The organism is Chryseobacterium sp. JM1 (assembly GCF_000737715.1).
GTDB lineage: Bacteria > Bacteroidota > Bacteroidia > Flavobacteriales > Weeksellaceae > Chryseobacterium.
The window spans coordinates 73,550-92,940 of sequence record NZ_JPRN01000003.1 but is presented as its reverse complement, the minus strand read 5'-3'; the positions used below and the strand labels follow the sequence as shown (position 1 = coordinate 92,940).

17 protein-coding genes are annotated in these 19,391 nt (G+C 35.8%); 13 read left to right on the top strand and 4 right to left on the bottom strand.

Annotation, left to right across the window (positions count from 1 at the left end):
- The first annotated feature begins 109 nt into the window (after positions 1–109).
- Positions 110–1,156, top strand: coding sequence for a serine hydrolase domain-containing protein (locus IW22_RS05570; protein ID WP_034724904.1), 1,047 nt, complete (start codon positions 110–112; stop codon positions 1,154–1,156).
- A gap of 96 nt (positions 1,157–1,252) precedes the next feature.
- The gene (locus IW22_RS05565; protein WP_034724902.1) at positions 1,253–3,655 is read left to right on the top strand and encodes a hypothetical protein; all 2,403 of its coding nucleotides are present in this window, start codon (positions 1,253–1,255) and stop codon (positions 3,653–3,655) included.
- A gap of 122 nt (positions 3,656–3,777) precedes the next feature.
- Here the strand turns inward: IW22_RS05565 and IW22_RS05560 are convergent, their stop codons facing one another.
- The gene (locus tag IW22_RS05560; protein ID WP_034724900.1) at positions 3,778–4,341 is read right to left on the bottom strand and encodes an REP-associated tyrosine transposase; all 564 of its coding nucleotides are present in this window, start codon (positions 4,339–4,341) and stop codon (positions 3,778–3,780) included.
- Positions 4,342–4,642: 301 nt separating this feature from the next.
- On the opposite strand from IW22_RS05560, the gene IW22_RS05555 reads away from it, so the two are divergent.
- From IW22_RS05555 to IW22_RS05515, 9 genes are all read left to right on the top strand, one after another.
- Positions 4,643–6,526, top strand: coding sequence for a type VI secretion system Vgr family protein (locus tag IW22_RS05555; RefSeq protein WP_051891105.1), 1,884 nt, complete (start codon positions 4,643–4,645; stop codon positions 6,524–6,526).
- Between the two features lie 91 nt (positions 6,527–6,617).
- A complete protein-coding gene (locus IW22_RS05550) occupies positions 6,618–8,168 on the top strand; it encodes a PAAR-like protein (protein WP_034724898.1) in 1,551 nt (516 codons plus the stop codon).
- The gene (locus tag IW22_RS05545; RefSeq protein ID WP_034724897.1) at positions 8,165–8,968 is read left to right on the top strand and encodes a hypothetical protein; all 804 of its coding nucleotides are present in this window, start codon (positions 8,165–8,167) and stop codon (positions 8,966–8,968) included. Before IW22_RS05550 ends, IW22_RS05545 begins: the two co-directional genes overlap by 4 nt.
- Before the next feature lie 79 nt (positions 8,969–9,047).
- A complete protein-coding gene (locus IW22_RS05540; protein ID WP_131401696.1) occupies positions 9,048–9,623 on the top strand; it encodes a hypothetical protein in 576 nt (191 codons plus the stop codon).
- A gap of 20 nt (positions 9,624–9,643) precedes the next feature.
- Positions 9,644–11,317: a hypothetical protein gene (locus tag IW22_RS23545; RefSeq protein WP_051891103.1), complete on the top strand. Its 1,674-nt coding sequence runs from the start codon at positions 9,644–9,646 to the stop codon at positions 11,315–11,317.
- Positions 11,314–11,805, top strand: a complete 492-nt coding sequence (locus IW22_RS05530; RefSeq protein WP_034724893.1) for a hypothetical protein — start codon at positions 11,314–11,316, stop codon at positions 11,803–11,805. The genes IW22_RS23545 and IW22_RS05530 overlap by 4 nt, the downstream gene beginning before the upstream one ends.
- A 40-nt stretch (positions 11,806–11,845) precedes the next feature.
- Entirely contained in the window at positions 11,846–12,715 is an 870-nt protein-coding gene (locus IW22_RS05525) for a hypothetical protein (RefSeq protein WP_034724892.1), read from the top strand.
- A 130-nt stretch (positions 12,716–12,845) separates the two neighbouring features.
- Positions 12,846–14,438 (top strand): hypothetical protein, encoded by a 1,593-nt coding sequence (locus IW22_RS05520; RefSeq protein ID WP_034724891.1) that lies wholly within the window; start codon positions 12,846–12,848, stop codon positions 14,436–14,438.
- Between the two features lie 74 nt (positions 14,439–14,512).
- A complete protein-coding gene (locus tag IW22_RS05515) occupies positions 14,513–15,418 on the top strand; it encodes a hypothetical protein (protein WP_131401695.1) in 906 nt (301 codons plus the stop codon).
- 16 nt (positions 15,419–15,434) lie between these two features.
- On the opposite strand, the gene IW22_RS05510 is transcribed toward IW22_RS05515, so the two are convergent.
- Together IW22_RS05510 and IW22_RS05505 are read right to left on the bottom strand one after the other, a co-directional pair.
- A complete protein-coding gene (locus IW22_RS05510) occupies positions 15,435–16,139 on the bottom strand; it encodes a transglutaminase-like domain-containing protein (protein WP_034724887.1) in 705 nt (234 codons plus the stop codon).
- Positions 16,140–16,269: 130 nt separating this feature from the next.
- A complete protein-coding gene (locus tag IW22_RS05505) occupies positions 16,270–16,803 on the bottom strand; it encodes a hypothetical protein (RefSeq protein WP_034724886.1) in 534 nt (177 codons plus the stop codon).
- A gap of 773 nt (positions 16,804–17,576) precedes the next feature.
- Between IW22_RS05505 and IW22_RS05500 the strand changes: the two genes are divergently transcribed.
- Positions 17,577–17,825, top strand: a complete 249-nt coding sequence (locus IW22_RS05500; RefSeq protein WP_034724884.1) for a helix-turn-helix transcriptional regulator — start codon at positions 17,577–17,579, stop codon at positions 17,823–17,825.
- A 163-nt stretch (positions 17,826–17,988) separates the two neighbouring features.
- Complete coding sequence (locus IW22_RS05495; protein WP_034724882.1) at positions 17,989–18,363, top strand: hypothetical protein; 375 nt, start codon at positions 17,989–17,991, stop codon at positions 18,361–18,363.
- A gap of 7 nt (positions 18,364–18,370) precedes the next feature.
- Here the strand turns inward: IW22_RS05495 and IW22_RS05490 are convergent, their stop codons facing one another.
- The gene (locus IW22_RS05490; RefSeq protein ID WP_034724880.1) at positions 18,371–19,171 is read right to left on the bottom strand and encodes a putative phage abortive infection protein; all 801 of its coding nucleotides are present in this window, start codon (positions 19,169–19,171) and stop codon (positions 18,371–18,373) included.
- Positions 19,172–19,391 lie beyond the last annotated feature (220 nt).

The following is a 19,391-nucleotide window of genomic DNA, read 5'->3' as shown; positions in this document are numbered from 1 at the left end:
GACTCATTATATTCATTAAAATGAGTCCTACTTTTTTATGCGGACTTTTTTCAGGATTCTCTACAGCATATTTGTATCAGATTATGAATATCAAATTAAAATTCTGACTATGAAATATGTGACCCTTATTTTATTTTTTGCCTTACTTGGGTGTAAAAGTGTTCAGCCCATCAATCAACAAAATGTTGAACATGCGATTACAAAAAATGCGCTTCAGTTATTAGAAGACAAAAGATTTCATTCTGTTTCCATTGCCGTGCTTAAAGATGGACAATCCACCATAAAACATTTTGGAGAATTAACGATTGGAAAAGGAAATAAACCTGATGATTCTACCCTTTATGAATTGGCTTCCGTCACTAAAACTTTTACAGGTTATATAGCCGCTAAAGCCGTACTTGATCAAAAACTCAATTTAGAGGATGATATCAGAATCTATCTTGACGAACCTTATCCCAATTTAGCATTTAAAGGTGAACCTATCAAAATAAAACACCTCATCACCCATACCAGTGGATTTCCTAATTTCCCGATAAAGAGTGAAAATAAAAAGGCCTTTTTTGAAGGATTAAAACTCATCAATATTGAAACAAAACCCGGAGAAGTCTATTCCTATTCAAACACGGCTCCGGAGCTGACCGCCTATATCCTCGAAAAAGTGTATCAGAAATCTTTTGAAGAACTGGTCATTGAATTGGTTTTGAAACCCAATAATATGAATCAAACTAAGTTTACACTCAATGAAAATGACAGAACAAGACTGGTAAAAGGGTATAACGATAAAAACGAGTTAATGCCTAACTTCAACAGAACTTTATGGGGTGGAATTTCAGGATTGCATTCTACCACTACGGATTTGGTGAAGTATATGAAACTCCAACTTGACCAGTCAAATCCTATTGTCAACGAATCTCATAAAAAACTATACAAGGAAGGTTCTGATTTTTGGGAAGGGTATCACTGGTACATCATAGAAAATGATAATGGATTAATGTACAGACATCACGGAGGTATCTACGGAATGCAGAACTGGTTTGTGATTTATCCTAAAGAAAATATAGGGATATCCATATTGACCAACACCAGCTTTAATGAAACGGGTGAAATTTTAGAAAAAGTAGTGGATAATCTGTATAAAGACATCAATATAAACTAAAAAAATGCTCTTTTTCTTAAATAAGAAACCAAATATCAATTCTCCAAATCATTAAATGACTACATTAGCACTGAATTAAAATGCGCTAAGATTTCTATGAAAAATATATTCTTTGTATTGCTTATTTCAACGGTACAACCAGTACTGGCACAGACTAAATTAGAAAAAGCAATTACCAGTCTTGAGAATAATTACGACCAGGAAAAAGTATACTTACTTACCGATAAATCACAATATGCAGCGGGTGACAAAATTTGGTTTAAAAGCTTTGTCTTTGATGGATATAACCGTTCTGCATTATCCACTACCCTATTTGTAGAGCTGTACAGTGCTGATAAAAAATTAATAGACTGGAAAACGATACTTCTGACCAATGGTGAAGGCAGCGGAGATTTCCAGCTGAAAGAAAGCCTTCCTGAACAAGTGTATTTTGTAAGAGCCTATACGCCTTACATGACGAATTTTAACGAAGATTTTCAAATTGTTAAAACGATTCCTGTTTACAACCCTGACTCCCCTGAATCATTAGTAATAGCTAAGAATTCTGACTGGACTGCAAAAGCCTTTCCGGAAAGCGGAAATTTCATAAACGGTATGCCTACGAAATTTGCCGTAAGATTATCAAGCGCGACTTCCCTGCCGGAAAACTGGACCGGAAAAGTAATCGATACACAAAATCCCAACGTCCCTATCACTACATTTAAATCTTTTGATAAAAATGTCGCCTCTTTTAAAATAACTCCCGCTTCAGGAAAAAAATACCAGGCTGTCATTCAGGACAATACCGGAAAAAGTCAGACGATAGATTTGCCACAGGTCGCAGAAAGCGGTCTCAGTTTGGAAGTTTACAGTTCTAAAGAGGGCGTAAAATATACCTTAAAAGGTGTCAATTTAAAACAACAGCTTCAAAATTATAAAGTTGTAGGAACAATCAATAACCATCTTGCCTACAAAGCCAATATCAACAATTTAACCAATGAAGCTACGAGTCTTATCCCTACAAAAATCAGCAATGGAGCTAACTGTATTCTACAATTAGCTATTTTTGACGAGCAGGACAACCTGGTGGCCCAAAGACTTTGCTTTATAAAACCGGGCCAATTAAAGATTGAAAAAGCAGAAATTGTAGCCCAGAGTATAAAACAAACCCCAAGATCTTTCAACAGCATTGATCTTTCTCCTGAGTCCTATTTTAAAAATTATACCGTTTTGGTCAGTGAGGATAATGGTACTCAGAATCCGGAAGAAGAAAATTTACTGAGCGGACTTTGGCTAACGGGAGATTTTACCGCAAAAATAGACAGTCCGGCACAGTATTTTTCTAAAAATGCCAATACGGAAGCTTTGGACGCGCTCCTTATTTCTGAAAAGTGGCAAAGATTTGACTGGAATTCTGTGCTTAGCGGATCTGTACCCAATATTAAAAACAAATCTCAGCAATATCTTTCTTATAAGGTAAAACCTATTCAAAATGGTTCAATGCTGATCAACTCTACGATAAGCTTAATGCTGAAATTAGGCAACCAGGAAGCAGCCCTTAATCAGTTTCAGACGGATCAAAACGGATATGCTTACCTCAATAATCTTAACTATGATGAACCTTTGAATGTTTCATTATTTGTGAATTCAGAAAATAATAAAGAATCAAATACCGATAATTTATTCGTTACCATAGAACCGTTAGTAAATCCCACATCATTTACAGGCAATTTCCCGGGTACCAAATATAAACTGGTAAAATCCTCTGGAAATAAAACCATTTCTGCTACGATTTCCAGAGCCATCAATACGCAGAAAAACAGTAAAAAAACAGCAAATGTTGATGTACAAATTGAAGAAGTAAAACTGGTAGGAAAAAAGACAGATCCAAAAGAAGACTTAGACAAAGAACTATCTACCGGAATGTTTAGTTCAATGAATTCTACTATATTCGACTTCGTGAATGAAGACCAACATGTTGCCGGATCAAATAACATATTAGACTGGCTACAGGGAAGAGCTGCCGGTTTGACATTTCAAAGAAATAATTCAGGGGTTAATGTACCCTACATCCGGGGCCAGCAAGCTAAGCTATATTTAAATGAAACCCTTAGTGATGCTTCAATGATCGCCAACATCCCTCCAAGCAATATTGCTATGGTAAAAATTATTAAAGGATCAGGATTAGTAGGTGATGCAGTAGCCGTCTATACGATGAGAGGCAATATGAAACCTAAAAGTAATGAAAAAGAAACGCCGAAGAACAATTCATCTGTCATAAAAGGATATGACAAACCTTCGGAATTTCCTATTGAAATGCTGGATAATGATGATCCTGCAAAGAAAATTGAAAATGATACCCGCGAAACGCTTTACTGGAATCCTAATTTATTTGACAGCGATTATGTTCCTCCAAGAATTAAATTCTTTAATAACGACAGCGCCAAACAATATAAAGTATTGATCATCAGTTTTGATGAAGATGACAATCTTTTGTATGATCAACAGATCTTTAAATAATATTTTTATATATTAAACAGCCTTTCAGTTTTCTTGGAAGGCTTTTTAATTTATCCAATCTTTTAAATCCATATCCAGTTACCGCACGAATCCTTTCGTGTGGTTCTAATATTTAAGTAATATCAATCAAACATTCCAAAAACAACAATATCATCTAAAAGTCCTTTTCCATCAGAATAATCTATTGCACTGCTATATCTATAATCTTCCGCGCGAAAAACTAAACCCGCTTTTACAGGATTTTGATGTACATAATTAATCTTCTGGCTAATTACCTTGTTGCTCCATAACTCAATTGGGTGATTATCATGTCTCCAAAACTGATATTGAGTTACATTTGAAGTTTTTGAACCTTCTTTAAGGAAGAAATCTAATAAAAACTCTTTTCTGCTTTCTGTAGAATTTTCCTTGATTGCTGCCACAATTGCTTTACTTGTAAATCTTTTTAAATCACCAATCAGACTTTCAGGTTTTTGCCCATTTATACTTCTGAAAACTAAGTGTACATGGTTTGACATGATGCACCACGCATATATTTCCATTCCTTTATTTTTTTGGCAAAATCTTAAACTTTCTAAAAAAATTTCTTTGTATTCATCTCTGGTAAAAACATACAGCCAGCCTACAACAGCAAAGCTTATGAAATACAAACCTTCAGGATTGTGGAATTTGTAATTACGACTCATCAATTATGTTTTTTTAAAGATAAAATGTTTTATAAAACCACAAAATGTAATTGTAAGAAATAAAACCACACGAAAAGATTCGTGCGGTAACGGTGTACTTGCTAAACTAAAATTCCCTCAAAATCTTAAACTTTCTAAAAAAATATTTTTTTTAAATCATCACTCTAAAGCAATTTAAGCCTGATTTTCAGTCAGTCGTAGTTTTACTACAATTTAAAAGATTTAATGAGAATTTAAATTGTATAGTCTATTTTTTATCTAACTTAGGTGACATAATACCAAATAAAACGCACCAAATATTATGAAAAACACCTCAAATTCTGAGAAAGTTTCAGAAAACCATATTTCGGGGATCAACCGTGTGGTAAAACTGGAAATTGTGGTTGAGGGCAAGACTGTCAATCACTTTAAACACTTTCGTTTACAGCAGAGTGCAAGAAAGCACCATGATTTCGAACTGGTATTGGCTCATGATTCTTTAGGTGAAGCACAAAATCACAACCTTGAACAGGCCCAAAAGTTTTTAGGAAAAAGAATCACCGTTGTTTTTAAATATAAAGATTACGAAAATGAAAGCCCCGAAAGAACATTTGTGGGCCTCATTACCAAAGTGGCATTCAGTCAGGAAAAAATGAGTCTGGGAAATATTGTCTTAAAAGGAAAAAGTCCCACTATTCTGATGGATTCTGCTCCGCATACCCAAAGTTTCGGAGGAGGTCAGGAGGTGAATACCAATATCATTGCCACCCGGATTATCAATGAAACATTAGGCTCAAACAAATTTGATTTCAGGATAGATACCCAAAACAAAAGTTATATCAGTTACACTTCACAATACAACGAAACCCATTACAATTACCTTACGCGAATTGCGGAAGCCTACGGAGAACAGTTTTATTATGATGGTGAAATTCTTCATTTCGGAAAACTCCCCACTTCTGAAAAACCTATCCTGCTGGTGTATGGAAGTAATGTCAATGATGTAAATGTGGAGCTAAAGGCCGTTCACACCAAGCCGGAATACTTTGGCTATAACAGCAGCAGCCATACTAAAATGGTGGGCGTGGATGATTCTGTAAAACATTTAGGAGAATTATCTTCCAAAGCTTATGAACTGAATGACAGTATTTTCACCACCCGGTCATTAACCCCCACTCCTATCAACGCCAATATGTTCCGTGATGTGGATGATTCCCAAAAAAGCGCAAGAGGAAGTAAAGCGGTAGAAGTTTTTACCGTTTCAGGACATACAACGGTTCCGTTCCTGTACATTGGCTGTGTGGCAGATTTGGCCATGAGAAAGACGGACAGCAATGATACCTCCCATTTTACAACGCTTATGATCACAGAGGTGAGCCACGAGGTGGATGCAAGAGGATATTATACCGGAAGCTTTGAAGCTATCGCTGAAGGGACCGGTTTTATGCCAAAACCTGATTTTGAAATGCCCAAAGCAGAACCGCAGGTAGCCACCGTGATATCCAATGTAGATCCATTGAATCAGGGAAGAATACAGGTCCGGTTTGACTGGCAGTTAAATGACACCACCCACTTTATCAGAATGATGAGCCCCGATGCAGGTGGAACCGATGCCATAACACAAAACAGAGGTTTTGTAGCGGTTCCCGAAATTGGCGACCAGGTTATGGTGGGATTTGAATACCACAACCCTGATTTTCCATTTGCCATGGGTGGAATGTTTCATGGGCAGGTAGGTCTGGGCGGAGGTATAAACAATCATTTGAAATCTATACAGACGAGAAGCGGCATTAAAGTTTTAATGAATGATGCAGATAAAAGTGTAACGATTAAAGATCCAAGCGGAAATACTTATTTTATGGACGGCCAGGGAAATATTAATGTTACTGCGCCAAAAAATATGACTTTTACGGCAGGAGAAGACATGCACATTGCAGTGGGAAGGAATATGACCACCAAGATTGGACAGGACAGCACCATGCAGGTTGGAAATGATCATACAGAGGCCATTACAAAGAGGTACACCCAGACCTCTGAAAACAAAAGTGTTATCGTCAAAAAAGATCAAACTCAAAGTACAGGTAATGCATTTAAAAGTACTTCCGGGGAAGCAGATATACAAACCTCTAAGGGAGATTTAAAACTAAGAGGATCATCATTGGCCGTATTCCAGGGAGGAAAGGACGTGAAAGTAAGTAAAGGCTAAATGTATCCGGGATGATGAACGAAAATTTCATTTGTTGTCAAAGAATATAATTCCGGGCCCAACTATTGAACCCAATCCTAAACATTAACACATGGAAGATCAAAAGACTTCAGCGCATGATCGTAAGCTTTCTGAAAAAAGAGCAGAAAAGCAAAAAAAAGCTAGCGGAGATTCTCCTACAGAAAAAAGAGAAGTGGTCATGCATGGAGCAAAGTTAAAATGTCCTCATGCTAAGGTACTTGGAGACCTGAAAGTTACGTCTAACGAAATCAATCTTCAGGATCAGTTATGGGCCACAGAGGGTGATGGAAACAACATGGTCAACCTTCAGTTTAAAGGAACTTGCGGGCATCCGAAATGGCCTGCCCAAAATATGTCTCCTCCTCCCTGTATGAGCGTTATAAAATTAAGTCCATGGGAAAATCTGGGCAGTACTAAAGTTCAGAAACAAACGGTACTGGTGAAAGAATCCTTTATTTTTTGTGACCCTACTCCCAATACTGCTTTTGCAAAACCTATTCCACTGGAGGATAGGATTTTAGCAGCACTTGATGATACCTATACCGTTTCTGTTTTTTATAATGATGTGAAAATAGAACCGGAATCTTTTACTTTTATTTCACCGGAACCTGCGATGCCTAAAATCAGAATTGAAGTCTATATAGGAAAGGACTGTATCCATAAAAGTTTGCGGTTCAGATTAAAGACAGAATTTAAGTTTAAGGCGAGTGCAACGCTCTACGACAGAAACGATGTTGATTATTTTCCTGCAAAGTCTGATGGCGGAAATGCTTTCATGATTGCCAATACAGGGAAAACGAAATGGGATGTTGATTTTCGTGGTTTATTCAGAGGAGGCACTGCAACTGTAGAAGTATGGAATGAAGCCAAAACTTCTATTCTGAGTAGCTTTCAGTTTTATATAAGAGGAAAGAATCCTACAAAAGAAGTCGTAAAAAAATATATGAATGATAAAGGATATTTAAAATATTGGCCAGTCTATAGAATGATTCTTCACGAATCAGGTAGCGAATTTCATCCAGTCGTAAGACAGTTTTGGGATCCCGAGTTTGTAGGAAAAGGAAAAAATCGAAAAGAGGCAATATATGGGCCTTCCGGTAGAGTATTTGAAAGTAAAGGAATCCCAAACTATGGAGAACCGGATGGATGGGGAATATGCCAAATAGATTTTACGTATGAAAAAAGAGAAAAAACGGATCAAGATTACATTACAAGAATAAATAAAAATCCTAATTACATATGGAACTGGAAGGAAAATCTATCTATAAAGATGGATAAAAAGATTTCAGATAAATTAGATGCAGCTAAAAAGTATTTGGAAAAATTACTAAAAAAATGCAATTATTCCGTAAAGCCGACGGATCAAAAAGAAGGAAATCTCACCTATAAATGGTGTCCGACAACCATTCCAGAACTTTCCCATTTAAATAAATATATGCCACAGAAAGCTGATAATTCTTCTGTTAAATCTTTGTTGGATGCTGAATTTATAAAACTATATAATGGAGGACATTATCTATCGAATATTGATAGTAATGGAAATGCAACTTTCAAAAACCATGAAGAATATAAAGGGATAAAAATTTATTATGTTGAAAAGATTAGCAATATAACTGAATGAAAAATTATTTTGTAATACTACTACTGGTGATTTCCTGTGCGAGAAATCAACCTAAAAAAATATCAAACGATGAGAGTATCAATATAGCGAAAATTGATTCTACGGAGATTGATGGTAAAATACCTACACCTTCCAAGAAGCCAAGTGCGCCAAAACATATAGATACATTGAATATTCCTTCGCAATATATAGTAACAGTTCCGTTAGAGGTTAATAAAAAAAAGATAGACATTCGATTGAAACTCTCTAAGTCTGAAGATTTGTCAGGAAGAAAAAATTATACAATTGCTGAAATACAAGAAGACACAAATAACCTTTTACCTAAGTCTGCATACGAATGTATAGAAGGAACTATTGAGCTTCAGCATTGGCAAGCTATAAATAAGAATTCATATGATGATACGTATGATTATTATAAAAATAAAGATTTTAAAGAAAATGATTTTGCCAACAGGAAAAAAATGATTTTTCGTAATTCAGATTATAACTTTATAACGATAACAGATATGGATAATGATGGGTATGAAGATCTTCTTATTCTGGATCTTGCAAGCTCTATGAGGGACAATGATATGTATCAATTTTACAAATGGTCTGAAAAAGAAAGCAAATTTATATTTGTACCAGATTTTTTTGATAAAGCAGCATTCTATGGATGGGACAAAACAGGAAAATACGTAATAACCGGAGTGAGTGATACCAAAGAAAGAAAACTCTATAAAAATAAAATTGTCGGGGGCAAACTGAAGACTGTTGATCAATGTACAGAATATGCAGTATCAGATCAACTTTGTTGGTAGATAAATATCCTTGAGTGTTCAGGAAAAACAGAAAACAGCACGGGTAAAAATGGTGAATTACTTATTGAGTATACAAAAAATGAAAAGCTTAGTTACAAGTCTCATATTATTTTTCTTTGTTCCTGCTTGCGGGCAAAAGGCTGTTCATGACAGCCTGAAAGTGTATTATCAGGATTCATTGACTGTACATAAAAATTTTAAAGACGGAACCGTACCCAATACACTTAACGTAAAAGTCATTAATCCCTGTAATGCTGAAAAAGAAAGATTTGACGGAGTGGTAACCATTATCAGTGCCACCGTTAAAAATAAAAATTACAGCGACACTGTAGTTTACAGTTATCCTGATGCACAATCAGGTTTAATCAATTTAAAAACAAATAATATATCAGATCATAATATCAATAAGCATCAGGCGGTCTTAATACCTTTTACCTATTGCGGAAATTGGGATAATGATACAAAAGTCTCCTGCATTATATTTTACAACCATAAAAAATACCTGTATCATATAAAATACCATTGCGGAGAAGATGGGAAATGTAAAATTAATGATAACCTGGATACTACATTAAAAAATTTACCCGAAAAGTTAAAATTAAAAGTGATTAAAGACCTGAAAACAAAATATAATAAGTCAAATGATTTCCAATAATCAGCTCAAAATAAAACGTCATGAGTGAAGAACAAGAACAGGGAAAAGATAATTACTCCGCAAATCCCAATCAAAAGGTTTATGATACGCCGCACCAGGTGGATCATGAAGTGAATGTGGTGAAAATATATTTTGCAAAACAAGTTCCTAAAATGACCTGGGAAACTAAAGAAGACACGTACACGGTAAAAAATGGAGGGTCCGTATCTGATGTAAAAAAGAAATATGAGAAAAAAGGAAGAAGGAGCATTCAGGCAGATAAAGAAGATTCTGTAAAATTAAAAGCAAAGGAGTCGGTAAAAATTACCTGGGAAGAAGAAGTACAAGCGAAAAAAGCGGATGGCAGTCCCGATTTTGATTTTGAGAAAATAAACAGCACCACTATTAAAAAGAAAGTATGGGTTGTGGCCCATTGTGAAGGAGCAAGCGGAAAGCTCTCTGTGGAAATTCATGAAAATAAACAGACCAATGCGGAAAATGTCTATGAAAATCCTGTCAAATTTTTGGATAGTGAGGAGGAGAAAAGCAAGATTGAATTCACCATCAATGGAACACTGGTGTATTCGAAAGAAATAACGATGCGCCCGAAAAGCGATGAAGATTTAAAAAAACTGATCGATAAACTGAATAAAAGGGATGATACAAATGCGTTCTTATATTTCAAAGCTGAAGTAACAGGAACAGAAGATGAGGTGAAGTTTCCGGATGAAACGCATGAATTTTTAAATAAAGACAATGAAAGGTTTGAGATCAGATACTGCAATTGTGGAAACAAATATGATATTACCTGTACCCGGTACAGCAAAAGATATGGACCCGCCTACTGGGGATCGAAAAAACTTGAAAACTATTCCGATTGGGATACATTAATTGAAGACAAGAAAATTACGGCTGAAGAAAAGGCTATTCTGGTGGGAATGTCTGAAAATGAAGGGAAACTGGATTCTGTTCAGTCTTATGACTGGGACCTTTCGGGTGAACAGATGATACTAACCGCAGGTGCCATGCAGAAAACAGTAGATCATACCGGAAAAGGTGAGTTTACGACGCAGGTTGAAGAATTTAAAGCCCAGCATCCTGAAAAGTATGACGAATTATTTGTATCATGCGGATGGACGGTGGATGCAGGGATTCTGTATTATAAAGATCCGGCAGATCCTAAAGCAGAGAAAATCACAGGAAATACTTTGTCCAATAAAATCAGAGAAAACTGTAAAGAATCTTTATTTGGAAAAACAGTGGAATGTAAGCCTCTGCAACCGATTGTGAATGCCGTTATTGATAAGGTATTTCAGGAAAAGCAAGTGGTGGATTTTATCAAAAGGTTAAAAGAGGTAGTGCTTCCTTTGACACCTACAGGTTATTCATATAAACTGTCAGATTATCTACTGTCAAAATTAGGAAAAGCAACTGCATTGGATCATCACATTAACAGGCCTGGGTATGTAGAAGACGATTTCGGTGCTGCATTAGGCCGGTTTTTTGCCAAAAAAGATGCCAACACAGCCAAAGAAAACAAAACCAAAAAAGAAGGTGAAAAATTAGAAAAACTATCAAGAAACCCTGCCGATTGGGGAGATATGCACGGGAAATATGAAAAGGAAATCCTTGATGATTACGGGAATGCAAGAAGAGGTACCGATATGGACAAACGTTATGAAAAAATGGAAAAAAACTCAAACTTATCATCATGAAAAAAATAACATCCATCTTAATGATTTTAATCATTTTTATTACCTGTGGAAACACGATGTCCCAGCGAAATCATGATGTACAACAGAATAAAACGATAAAGAAAGACACGATCATTAAGCTGAACGATAATATATCCCTTTATTATGCGTCCTATAACAGCCCTATGAAACTATGGTATAATCTTCATATCATTCATCATAAAAAGAAGATAAAAGTAGGTAAAGGCAGTGATTTTAAAGGTACCGGAAGTGAACTCTTTTCTTCCCTGTCCCCTAATGCAAAATATGTAGTAGTAGACGGTATTATCAAAGAATATGTGCATGAAAGTGTGAAGGACAGTACCCTGCACGAAAACTATACATGTGCCATTATCGACATCAATAAAGCTAAAATAATTAAACAGCTGCAACAGGACTGTGATGGATCATGGAACAAAAAAAGCCAGTGGATTTCCTCCGGAGGGAAAGTGGTTTTTACATCAAAATAATGGTTGAATCAGCAGTAATAAGTTATAAAAGGAGTTAATTATGGAGCCCGTATTTCCGATAAATGTCAGATTAAACCTTGTAAAAGGAAAGAAGTTTTATCGCTATACCTATAATGAATATACTACCATCAATGGGGAAACGCATAGAAGTGAGCTCAACAAAAATTTTCATGTCACGCTGAAGCTTTTAGAAGAAGACAAATTTGAATATCATATCGAAATTTTTGACCGGGTTCACAGGGATAAGGAACTGTCACTGTCCGAAAAAGATTTTTTAAACAGAATTGCAGAGATCAATGATGATGTCGTGCTCATAACGGACGGATATGGCCGTTTAAAAAACGTACAGGCACTGCCCATTCTCCAAGACAGAGTGGAAAAAACAGTAGAAAAGCTCTCCCGATCTTATGTAGGCAAAAAGGCGGAGGATTTTTATATGTTTTTAAAAGACTTTTACCAAAAGGAACATTTAGTGGGTACGGATTTTTTAAAATATAATCATTTTGGAATGATCCTGCATCCGTTTTATGGAAGATATGAAAAGGAAAATCAGGTAAAGCATAGGGTGCGCTACCGTAATTTTATGGCCAATACCATAATAGATATAGACGAGCGTGTAGAGCCCGAGGCCATGCGTTGTGATGATGAATTATTACTGGTACAGTATACCGGAAGCATCCCTTCGGATAAAAATTGGGAAATGTTTTATGGGGAAATGAAGAGAAAGGAAATCACTTATAACAGTGAAACCGATTTTCCAAAACTGGAAAAATATAAAGGGCAGATTTTATTAGATTTTAAAACTAAAGAAGTGTTGGAACATAAACTGACCATAGAATTTTCCCTGGGAGACAACTACCAAAAGAAAATCATCTATCATGTAAAGGAAATAAGCCATGAAGAATTATAAAAAATAAGATGGATTGAAGAAAAGCAAGACTAGCTGAATGAAAAATTTGGTGGCTTAAGCCTTCTCATGTAATAAAAATAAAATCACAGATCATCCTCATCAGGAAATATTAAAAAAGAAAAATCTTAAAATGGCGACACGTATTACCATAACAGACACAGGGCAGACGCAAACCTTAAATGGTCCATTGGCTCCGGATACTCCCGATGATTCATTGCAGCGTATCAGTGCCGTTTATTTTGCCAGAAAAGTAACAACCGACAATGGAACAAGAGTCAGTTTTACAAAAATTGATTCTGCTCACGTGCAACAGGATCATCAAAATCAAAATATTCCATACGATTCCATATTGGGAAAAACGGTGTATCTGATCATGGAGACCAGCAATATGCAGACCTTGAGTATAGATGCAGTGATAAGACCTTCAGCCAATACTATGACAGAAAATACAGATACATTGCAGCTTATGCGTTTTGTATCTCCTGACCGGTATGAAGTACAGAGGCTGTTCACGGTACAGGTAGGAAATTTTGATGCTCTTAACAACAGAGACGGCAGCCATGCTCATTACACCAATTTACAGGCTGACCATATTAACAAAGCTATTATTAAGCTGCAGCTCAGACCGGATGGAAGAGCTACTTTTGATGACTGGACCAGAAGGCTCGCAAATGGAAGTATTAATCTGGAAGTGGCCGTAGAAAGAACGGATAATAATGCCTGTGCTTATAAAGACGGACAGGAAGAAGTAAACGGAGCCGGTATTTTCTTAAATGATGATACAGGAAGATTCAGAGTCGTTAATAAAAATATATACAACATTCATCATGGCAGCAATACGTACAATACGCTGCCGGAGATCAGTACAAATCCATCGAGAAGAAGACGGATACAGAAAGTTGTGAATGCCCACTCTACTGAAGTGATCTTCTTTTACTACGACCAAAACGATAATGAACACAGGATCTGTGCCCGAACGAAAGAAAGTGTAACCCGAAAAAGAAGAGTCAATACCATTCCGCCGCTGGCCCAAAGAGGAGCTCTTTCACAAACCATAGATTTTACCGCGAACAGAGCCGCCGGAGAACAGATTGACGCTCATCAGTTACTGGTGTATGCTAACGGAACCCTGGGCGATGGAGCCACCGATAAATGGTACGCCAATCAGCCGGGAAATGTAGACTTAGTCGATATGGATATTTTAGCGAATGCAGGTGTGGGACCCCAGATATTTGAAGCGTTCAATTATAATCAGAATGGAGTTATCATCCGGTATGGATTTCAGCATACGAGAAGAAGAAGTATTCAGCCGGATCTATTTGCAGGTTTCTTAGGGTCATTGGCGCAATTCAGACAGGAAGGGCACAATCATTATATTGTATCTCAGGGGTTTTCTTATTCTGATGCGTCGTGCTATCCCAGCGCAGAACACGTGAACGGAGAAGCGGGAGATCTGAATTTATTAACGACTCAGGAAAATGGGACCAATACCATCCTTTCTGCAGCCAATTTTGATTATGATAATGCGGTGATTCTCCGGAATATTCTCTATGATTTTGGATTTATATTAGGCCGGTCAGAAAACTTCTCTAACACCGCAAATGCCAGTACGGCAGACAATGCTAATACACGGTTGCCTCACACGATCCACACCGCTACACCAAGACATAATAATCATTTACATATTCATGGTTTTGCTCAAATATCAGATATCTATGTTTAAAATTAATATCGCTTTTTTTCAGCAGTTTGTTTTTCCTTTTCTCCTGTTATAGCAAAGCACAGACAGAAAATAAGGTGATAGAAACAGAAGTACATTCAACGGATAAAGGATCGTTTTCTTTTAACACCAATAAGGCTGACTGTATCACGTTGCCATTTGGATATTCGGATATTTCAAAACGATTAACCGTGGACTCCATTCTGTCTGCCATAGAAGATAAAAATAAGCTGAAAGAATTCAATGCATTACAATTTGAAAAAGTAATAAAAAAAGATCTTGTATCACTTCCTGAAGAATATGATGTCTTCCTGCCATTCAGCAGTACTGTCAATGAAAAGTATGACCACATTAAAATATCCTCTCATTTTCTGTGTTACAAAGATTTCTCAGTGTACTTTATGGCCGTCTATAATACCGTGCGTTACACCGATCCGTTCATTGAAAAAATGTATTTAGTTTCAACCAAAGACGGTAAGCTGATTGATATGAAGAGAATCTATCTGAATCATCAGGGTGAAATGGGATTTGCCAACTATACCCTATTTAATATCGATAAAAATTACATCATTTCTCTACAGGATTATGAGTTGACCGAAAATCCTTTTCAATTAAAACCTTTACATCAATACCAGATTCTTCCCTCCGGAAAATTTGCCAGATACTTTGATAAAGATGGTCCTTTTAAAAATGATGAAGAACAGGGTCTGGTGAAAAATCATCAAAAAGAAGGAAAATGGATAGAATCGAAATCAAACGGGTCTATGGATTTACAAAAACATCCGGAATTTACAGATCCATACACTTATCTGGAAGCCGAATATAAAAATGGTTTACCCGCCGGAACATGGAAATTTTACAAATTACTGCAAAAATACAGTGAAGAAACCGGAGAACCTCTGTTCAATACAAGGAAGAAAGGATCATTGATCTATACTGAAATGTATAAAGAAGGGATGTTAGAAAAACGGGAAGTTCATTAACGAATGTCTGGTTTTTTTACTGCTTTCGGTTTCTTATCCTTTCTACGTTCCTATTCATGATATGTCTAACAATATTCCGGAAAATAAAGCGTTTGAAAGCGTTGAGCTTTTGCTGATGTTTTGAATACAATTCATCGGGCGTATCAAATACCCCAAAATCCTGATTGATCCCTTTATCCTGAATAAACGTATTGTTGTTATTCCATTCGATGGGGGGATTTTCAAAATTGTCTGTATAAACTCCGAAACCGCAAAAAGTAGTTTTACAATCATTATTCTGTTCCTGTAATTTTGTGAGATAAGGTTTGTCTAAAATCACACCCTCTAAGAAATACCATTGTTCATTGATCCATACTTCAACCCAGCTGTGTAAGATATTTTTTGGTGAAAATCTATACCAAATACCCGTAATTGCTCCTTTCTGTAATGCCTTATCAATGGTAAAACCGTGAATACGGTTGGGCACTCCTGCTGCTCTTAATAAAGTCATGAGTAAAGTTGCTTTTGTATTGCATTGTCCGTAACCGTCTTTCAGTATTTGCGATGCGGGAATATCATCAGAAATGTTATAGCCAAATTTTATTTCATCCCTTACAAAATTATAAATGGCTTTCACTTTGGAAACAGGGTCTAAATTTCCCCACCTTCTTTGCTCCAACAGCTTTTGTATGGAAGGATTTGAGTAGTCAAGGATATCTGTTTCTTTAAGATAATTTTTCATAGCGCTTTTGTTTCAGAACAAAGCTAGATAAAGAGCGTATGCAATGCTATTGCAAACCCTCTCCGTTGGCACGAGCGTCAAGCTTGCTGCCCACTATTACATTAAACCATTGCGTTATTGAAACTTCTATTCATGAGTTGTACTTCTTCCCTCTCCTTTCCACAATTAGATGTGCAGCATCCAGCATTTTAGTCAGATGAATGTATGGACTAATGATATTCCTTTCCGGCAGATTATCGTAGACTCCCAGTGAAAAGTACACCATTCCGGACATAAAATAATCAAATTCCTGTACGCTGTATTCTCTGAATGCTTTTTTAAAGACCAACAGAGGATTTTGGTATTCCTTCTCTGAAAGCAATCCAAGAGCCAATGGAGAGACATCTTCTAACTGATTATTGGCTGTCCATTTCTTTTCCTTCAGTGTGATGAGATACCCTGCCCGGATAAACGACTGGATAGCCTGCCGAAACTGAAAGATCACTGACGGATCTTCTTTGATCCGGCTATCCCTTTTTACCGCGTAATGCATAATACTGATTAATCTCTTTTTAGAGGCAGCCAGATCATTGAACTGAAAAAAGGTCTCCATGAGCTGTACTCCGGAATGCTTTCTGCGAACTGCCCAAAACCGGGTATCAAAGTATGTTCTGTTCTTATTCATGAGTTTGTATTTTATGTAAGTGATAAAAATAAATGTGATTTTTTTACCATTAAGGCTTTTTAAGTGGTTAAGAATCATTAAGATCATAGCTGAAGCTATTTATTTAGCGAGCTGCTTCATCCATCTTGATGGAACTTGACGTATCTTAAAACCTTCATGCTTCTTAATGGTTTATATTTTAATGGGTTGTATAGATAAAACACAGCTCCAACTTTCAATATACGGCTGTACGCTGAGATGTATGTTAATTCTTCTATAGCTAAATACTAAATGTCCCTCTTATACTGTTTTTTGTTGGCTGTAAAGGAGGAAGTCCCGATCATTTGCCGGAACTTCCTGCCCAAACAAACCAAAAATGAATATGATAGAATTTGTGTTTTTCTGAAAGCCCTAAAGCCGCAATGGATTGTACACCCCATTGTAACGTATCATGATACTTTGTAAAGCGGGCTTAGAAAAAGTGATTGTAGACAAGCAGAACAGCATGAAAATAAAAACGGCATGGGACTCTACAATATCCGCTTTTGAGGTACTGGTATACCCTGCACACAGATAAGAGAGCCCACGCCTAGGTCGTGAGCCAACTTACTTATCCTCTTGCGTGCATAAAAATTACCAGTTTTCAAAAGCAAGGTTCTAAGCAATAGCTTCTATATTTCTTTGAAGTATCGCAAAATTACTTTAATAAGTAATGTTTTCCAAATATATACAAAAATCACAATGTAAACCAAATGGATTACAAATGTTTTTATCAAATATTTTAAAATTGTTACATGAGTAGCCTTAGCAAAGACGATATTGAACTTAGAAATAAAATAACTCAAAGATTAGTTGATCTGAGAGCATCTACCGGATTGAATCAAAGTGATTTTGCCAAACTCCATGATATTGACAGACAACAAGTAAACCGATGGGAAAGTTTTGAAAGTGAAAGAGGGGTGACCATTTACACCATCAAAAGATTTTGTACACTTTTAAAAATTACATTACAAGAATTTTTTAATGATCCTTTATTTAAATAGCTAGTAAAATTGGAAGACTACGATGATTAGAAAAAAAATACATCCACGGATTACAAAATCTTTTCTTCGCACTTAAAGAAAAGAATTAACTATTTTCAAATAGCTACGGATTCCCCTAATTATTGTATGTAAGAATTTGCTTCCTTTGAGTAGAATTAAATACATGAAAAAACTAATATTAACATTTGTTCTTGCTTTGACTTACTCATGTGAAGATAAATATGAAGGAGAAATCGTTTATAAGACAACAATTCCTCCAAATATGATTGGAAGTATTTCAAAAACAAATGTAGACATTAATGCAGACTCCGATCGGCAGGCCAAAATACAGTTTGTTACAAGCGCAATCATTTACAATAATGTTTCTCCCCATATTCTTACCGAATTTATTTCGGGTAATTTAATGAAAAATGGAAAATCTATAAGTTATGAATTGGAACAAACAACAATTGATAGCATAAACAATTCAATTAAGAAATTAACATCTTATAGAAATGGATATTTCAATCCTTACGTACAAAAGAATAGTCCCAATTAAGGGTTATTTATGGTAAGTAAAATGCTGTCTTATCGTATTCTGATTGTAATATTGTATTTGGCATTAAGGTGAAGTCTAAGCCTTTTAAAAGTCCATATTGATTTATTAGTGGTCGGAATTTTCTCAATCCCCTTGGAGAAACACCATTGTAAAAGAATAATACTAATTCAATGCTAGAAAGTTGTGATCTTGCAATTGAAATATAAAATTTTTTATCAATATCTTCTGTTACATGAATAAATTTGACGATATGATAAAAACTTCTAAAATAATGAGCAATGAACTCTTTGTGAAGATTGTAAAAATCAATATAAGCAGTCATTATTGCATTTTTATCAAGATTCTTCACAGCTTCTTTTAAAATCTTTTCAGACATAATTTTATCACCATAAGCCATTTTTTCAATGATTAAATTTAGAGTATTATTCATTTCAATAATCGCTCTTCTACCTTTGTAAACTTCATCCCCATAATTGACCTCCATCGTGTTAGTTATAGAATTAAACATTGAAAGAAGTTGGAAAAATGTACTTTCAAAATTTTGCTTATGAATTGAATCAGTTTGTTTTTGGAGCTCCATTCGTTGAATATTCAAGTCTTTTCGTTGTAAGAGAATTGTAACGATAAGGCCCACGAAAGACAATCCTGTAAATAAAGCGTTAGCTCCTCCAAACATATCTCCGAAAGTTCCACGATCCTTACTGTCATTTGCAAAGTAAAAAGTTGATCCCATTACAGATACAATCAAAACAACAGCTAGTGTTGCAAATAACCATATATAATCCCTTTGCTGTTTAATTTTTTTCATGTAACATTAGTTTCACAGCAAATATAACAAAAAGCCTTTTCCAAAAGCAAATCTACAATGCTACCAAATATTTTCTAAAACTTACATTATGCACTAAAGCAGGATCTTGTAATATCTGGTTTCCCTCGCTGGCGCGAGCGTCACGCTCGTTGCCCATTCCTACATTATAAATTTAAATGAAAATTTTGAGCGCTTTTCTTCTCAACTTGTATATTCGGGA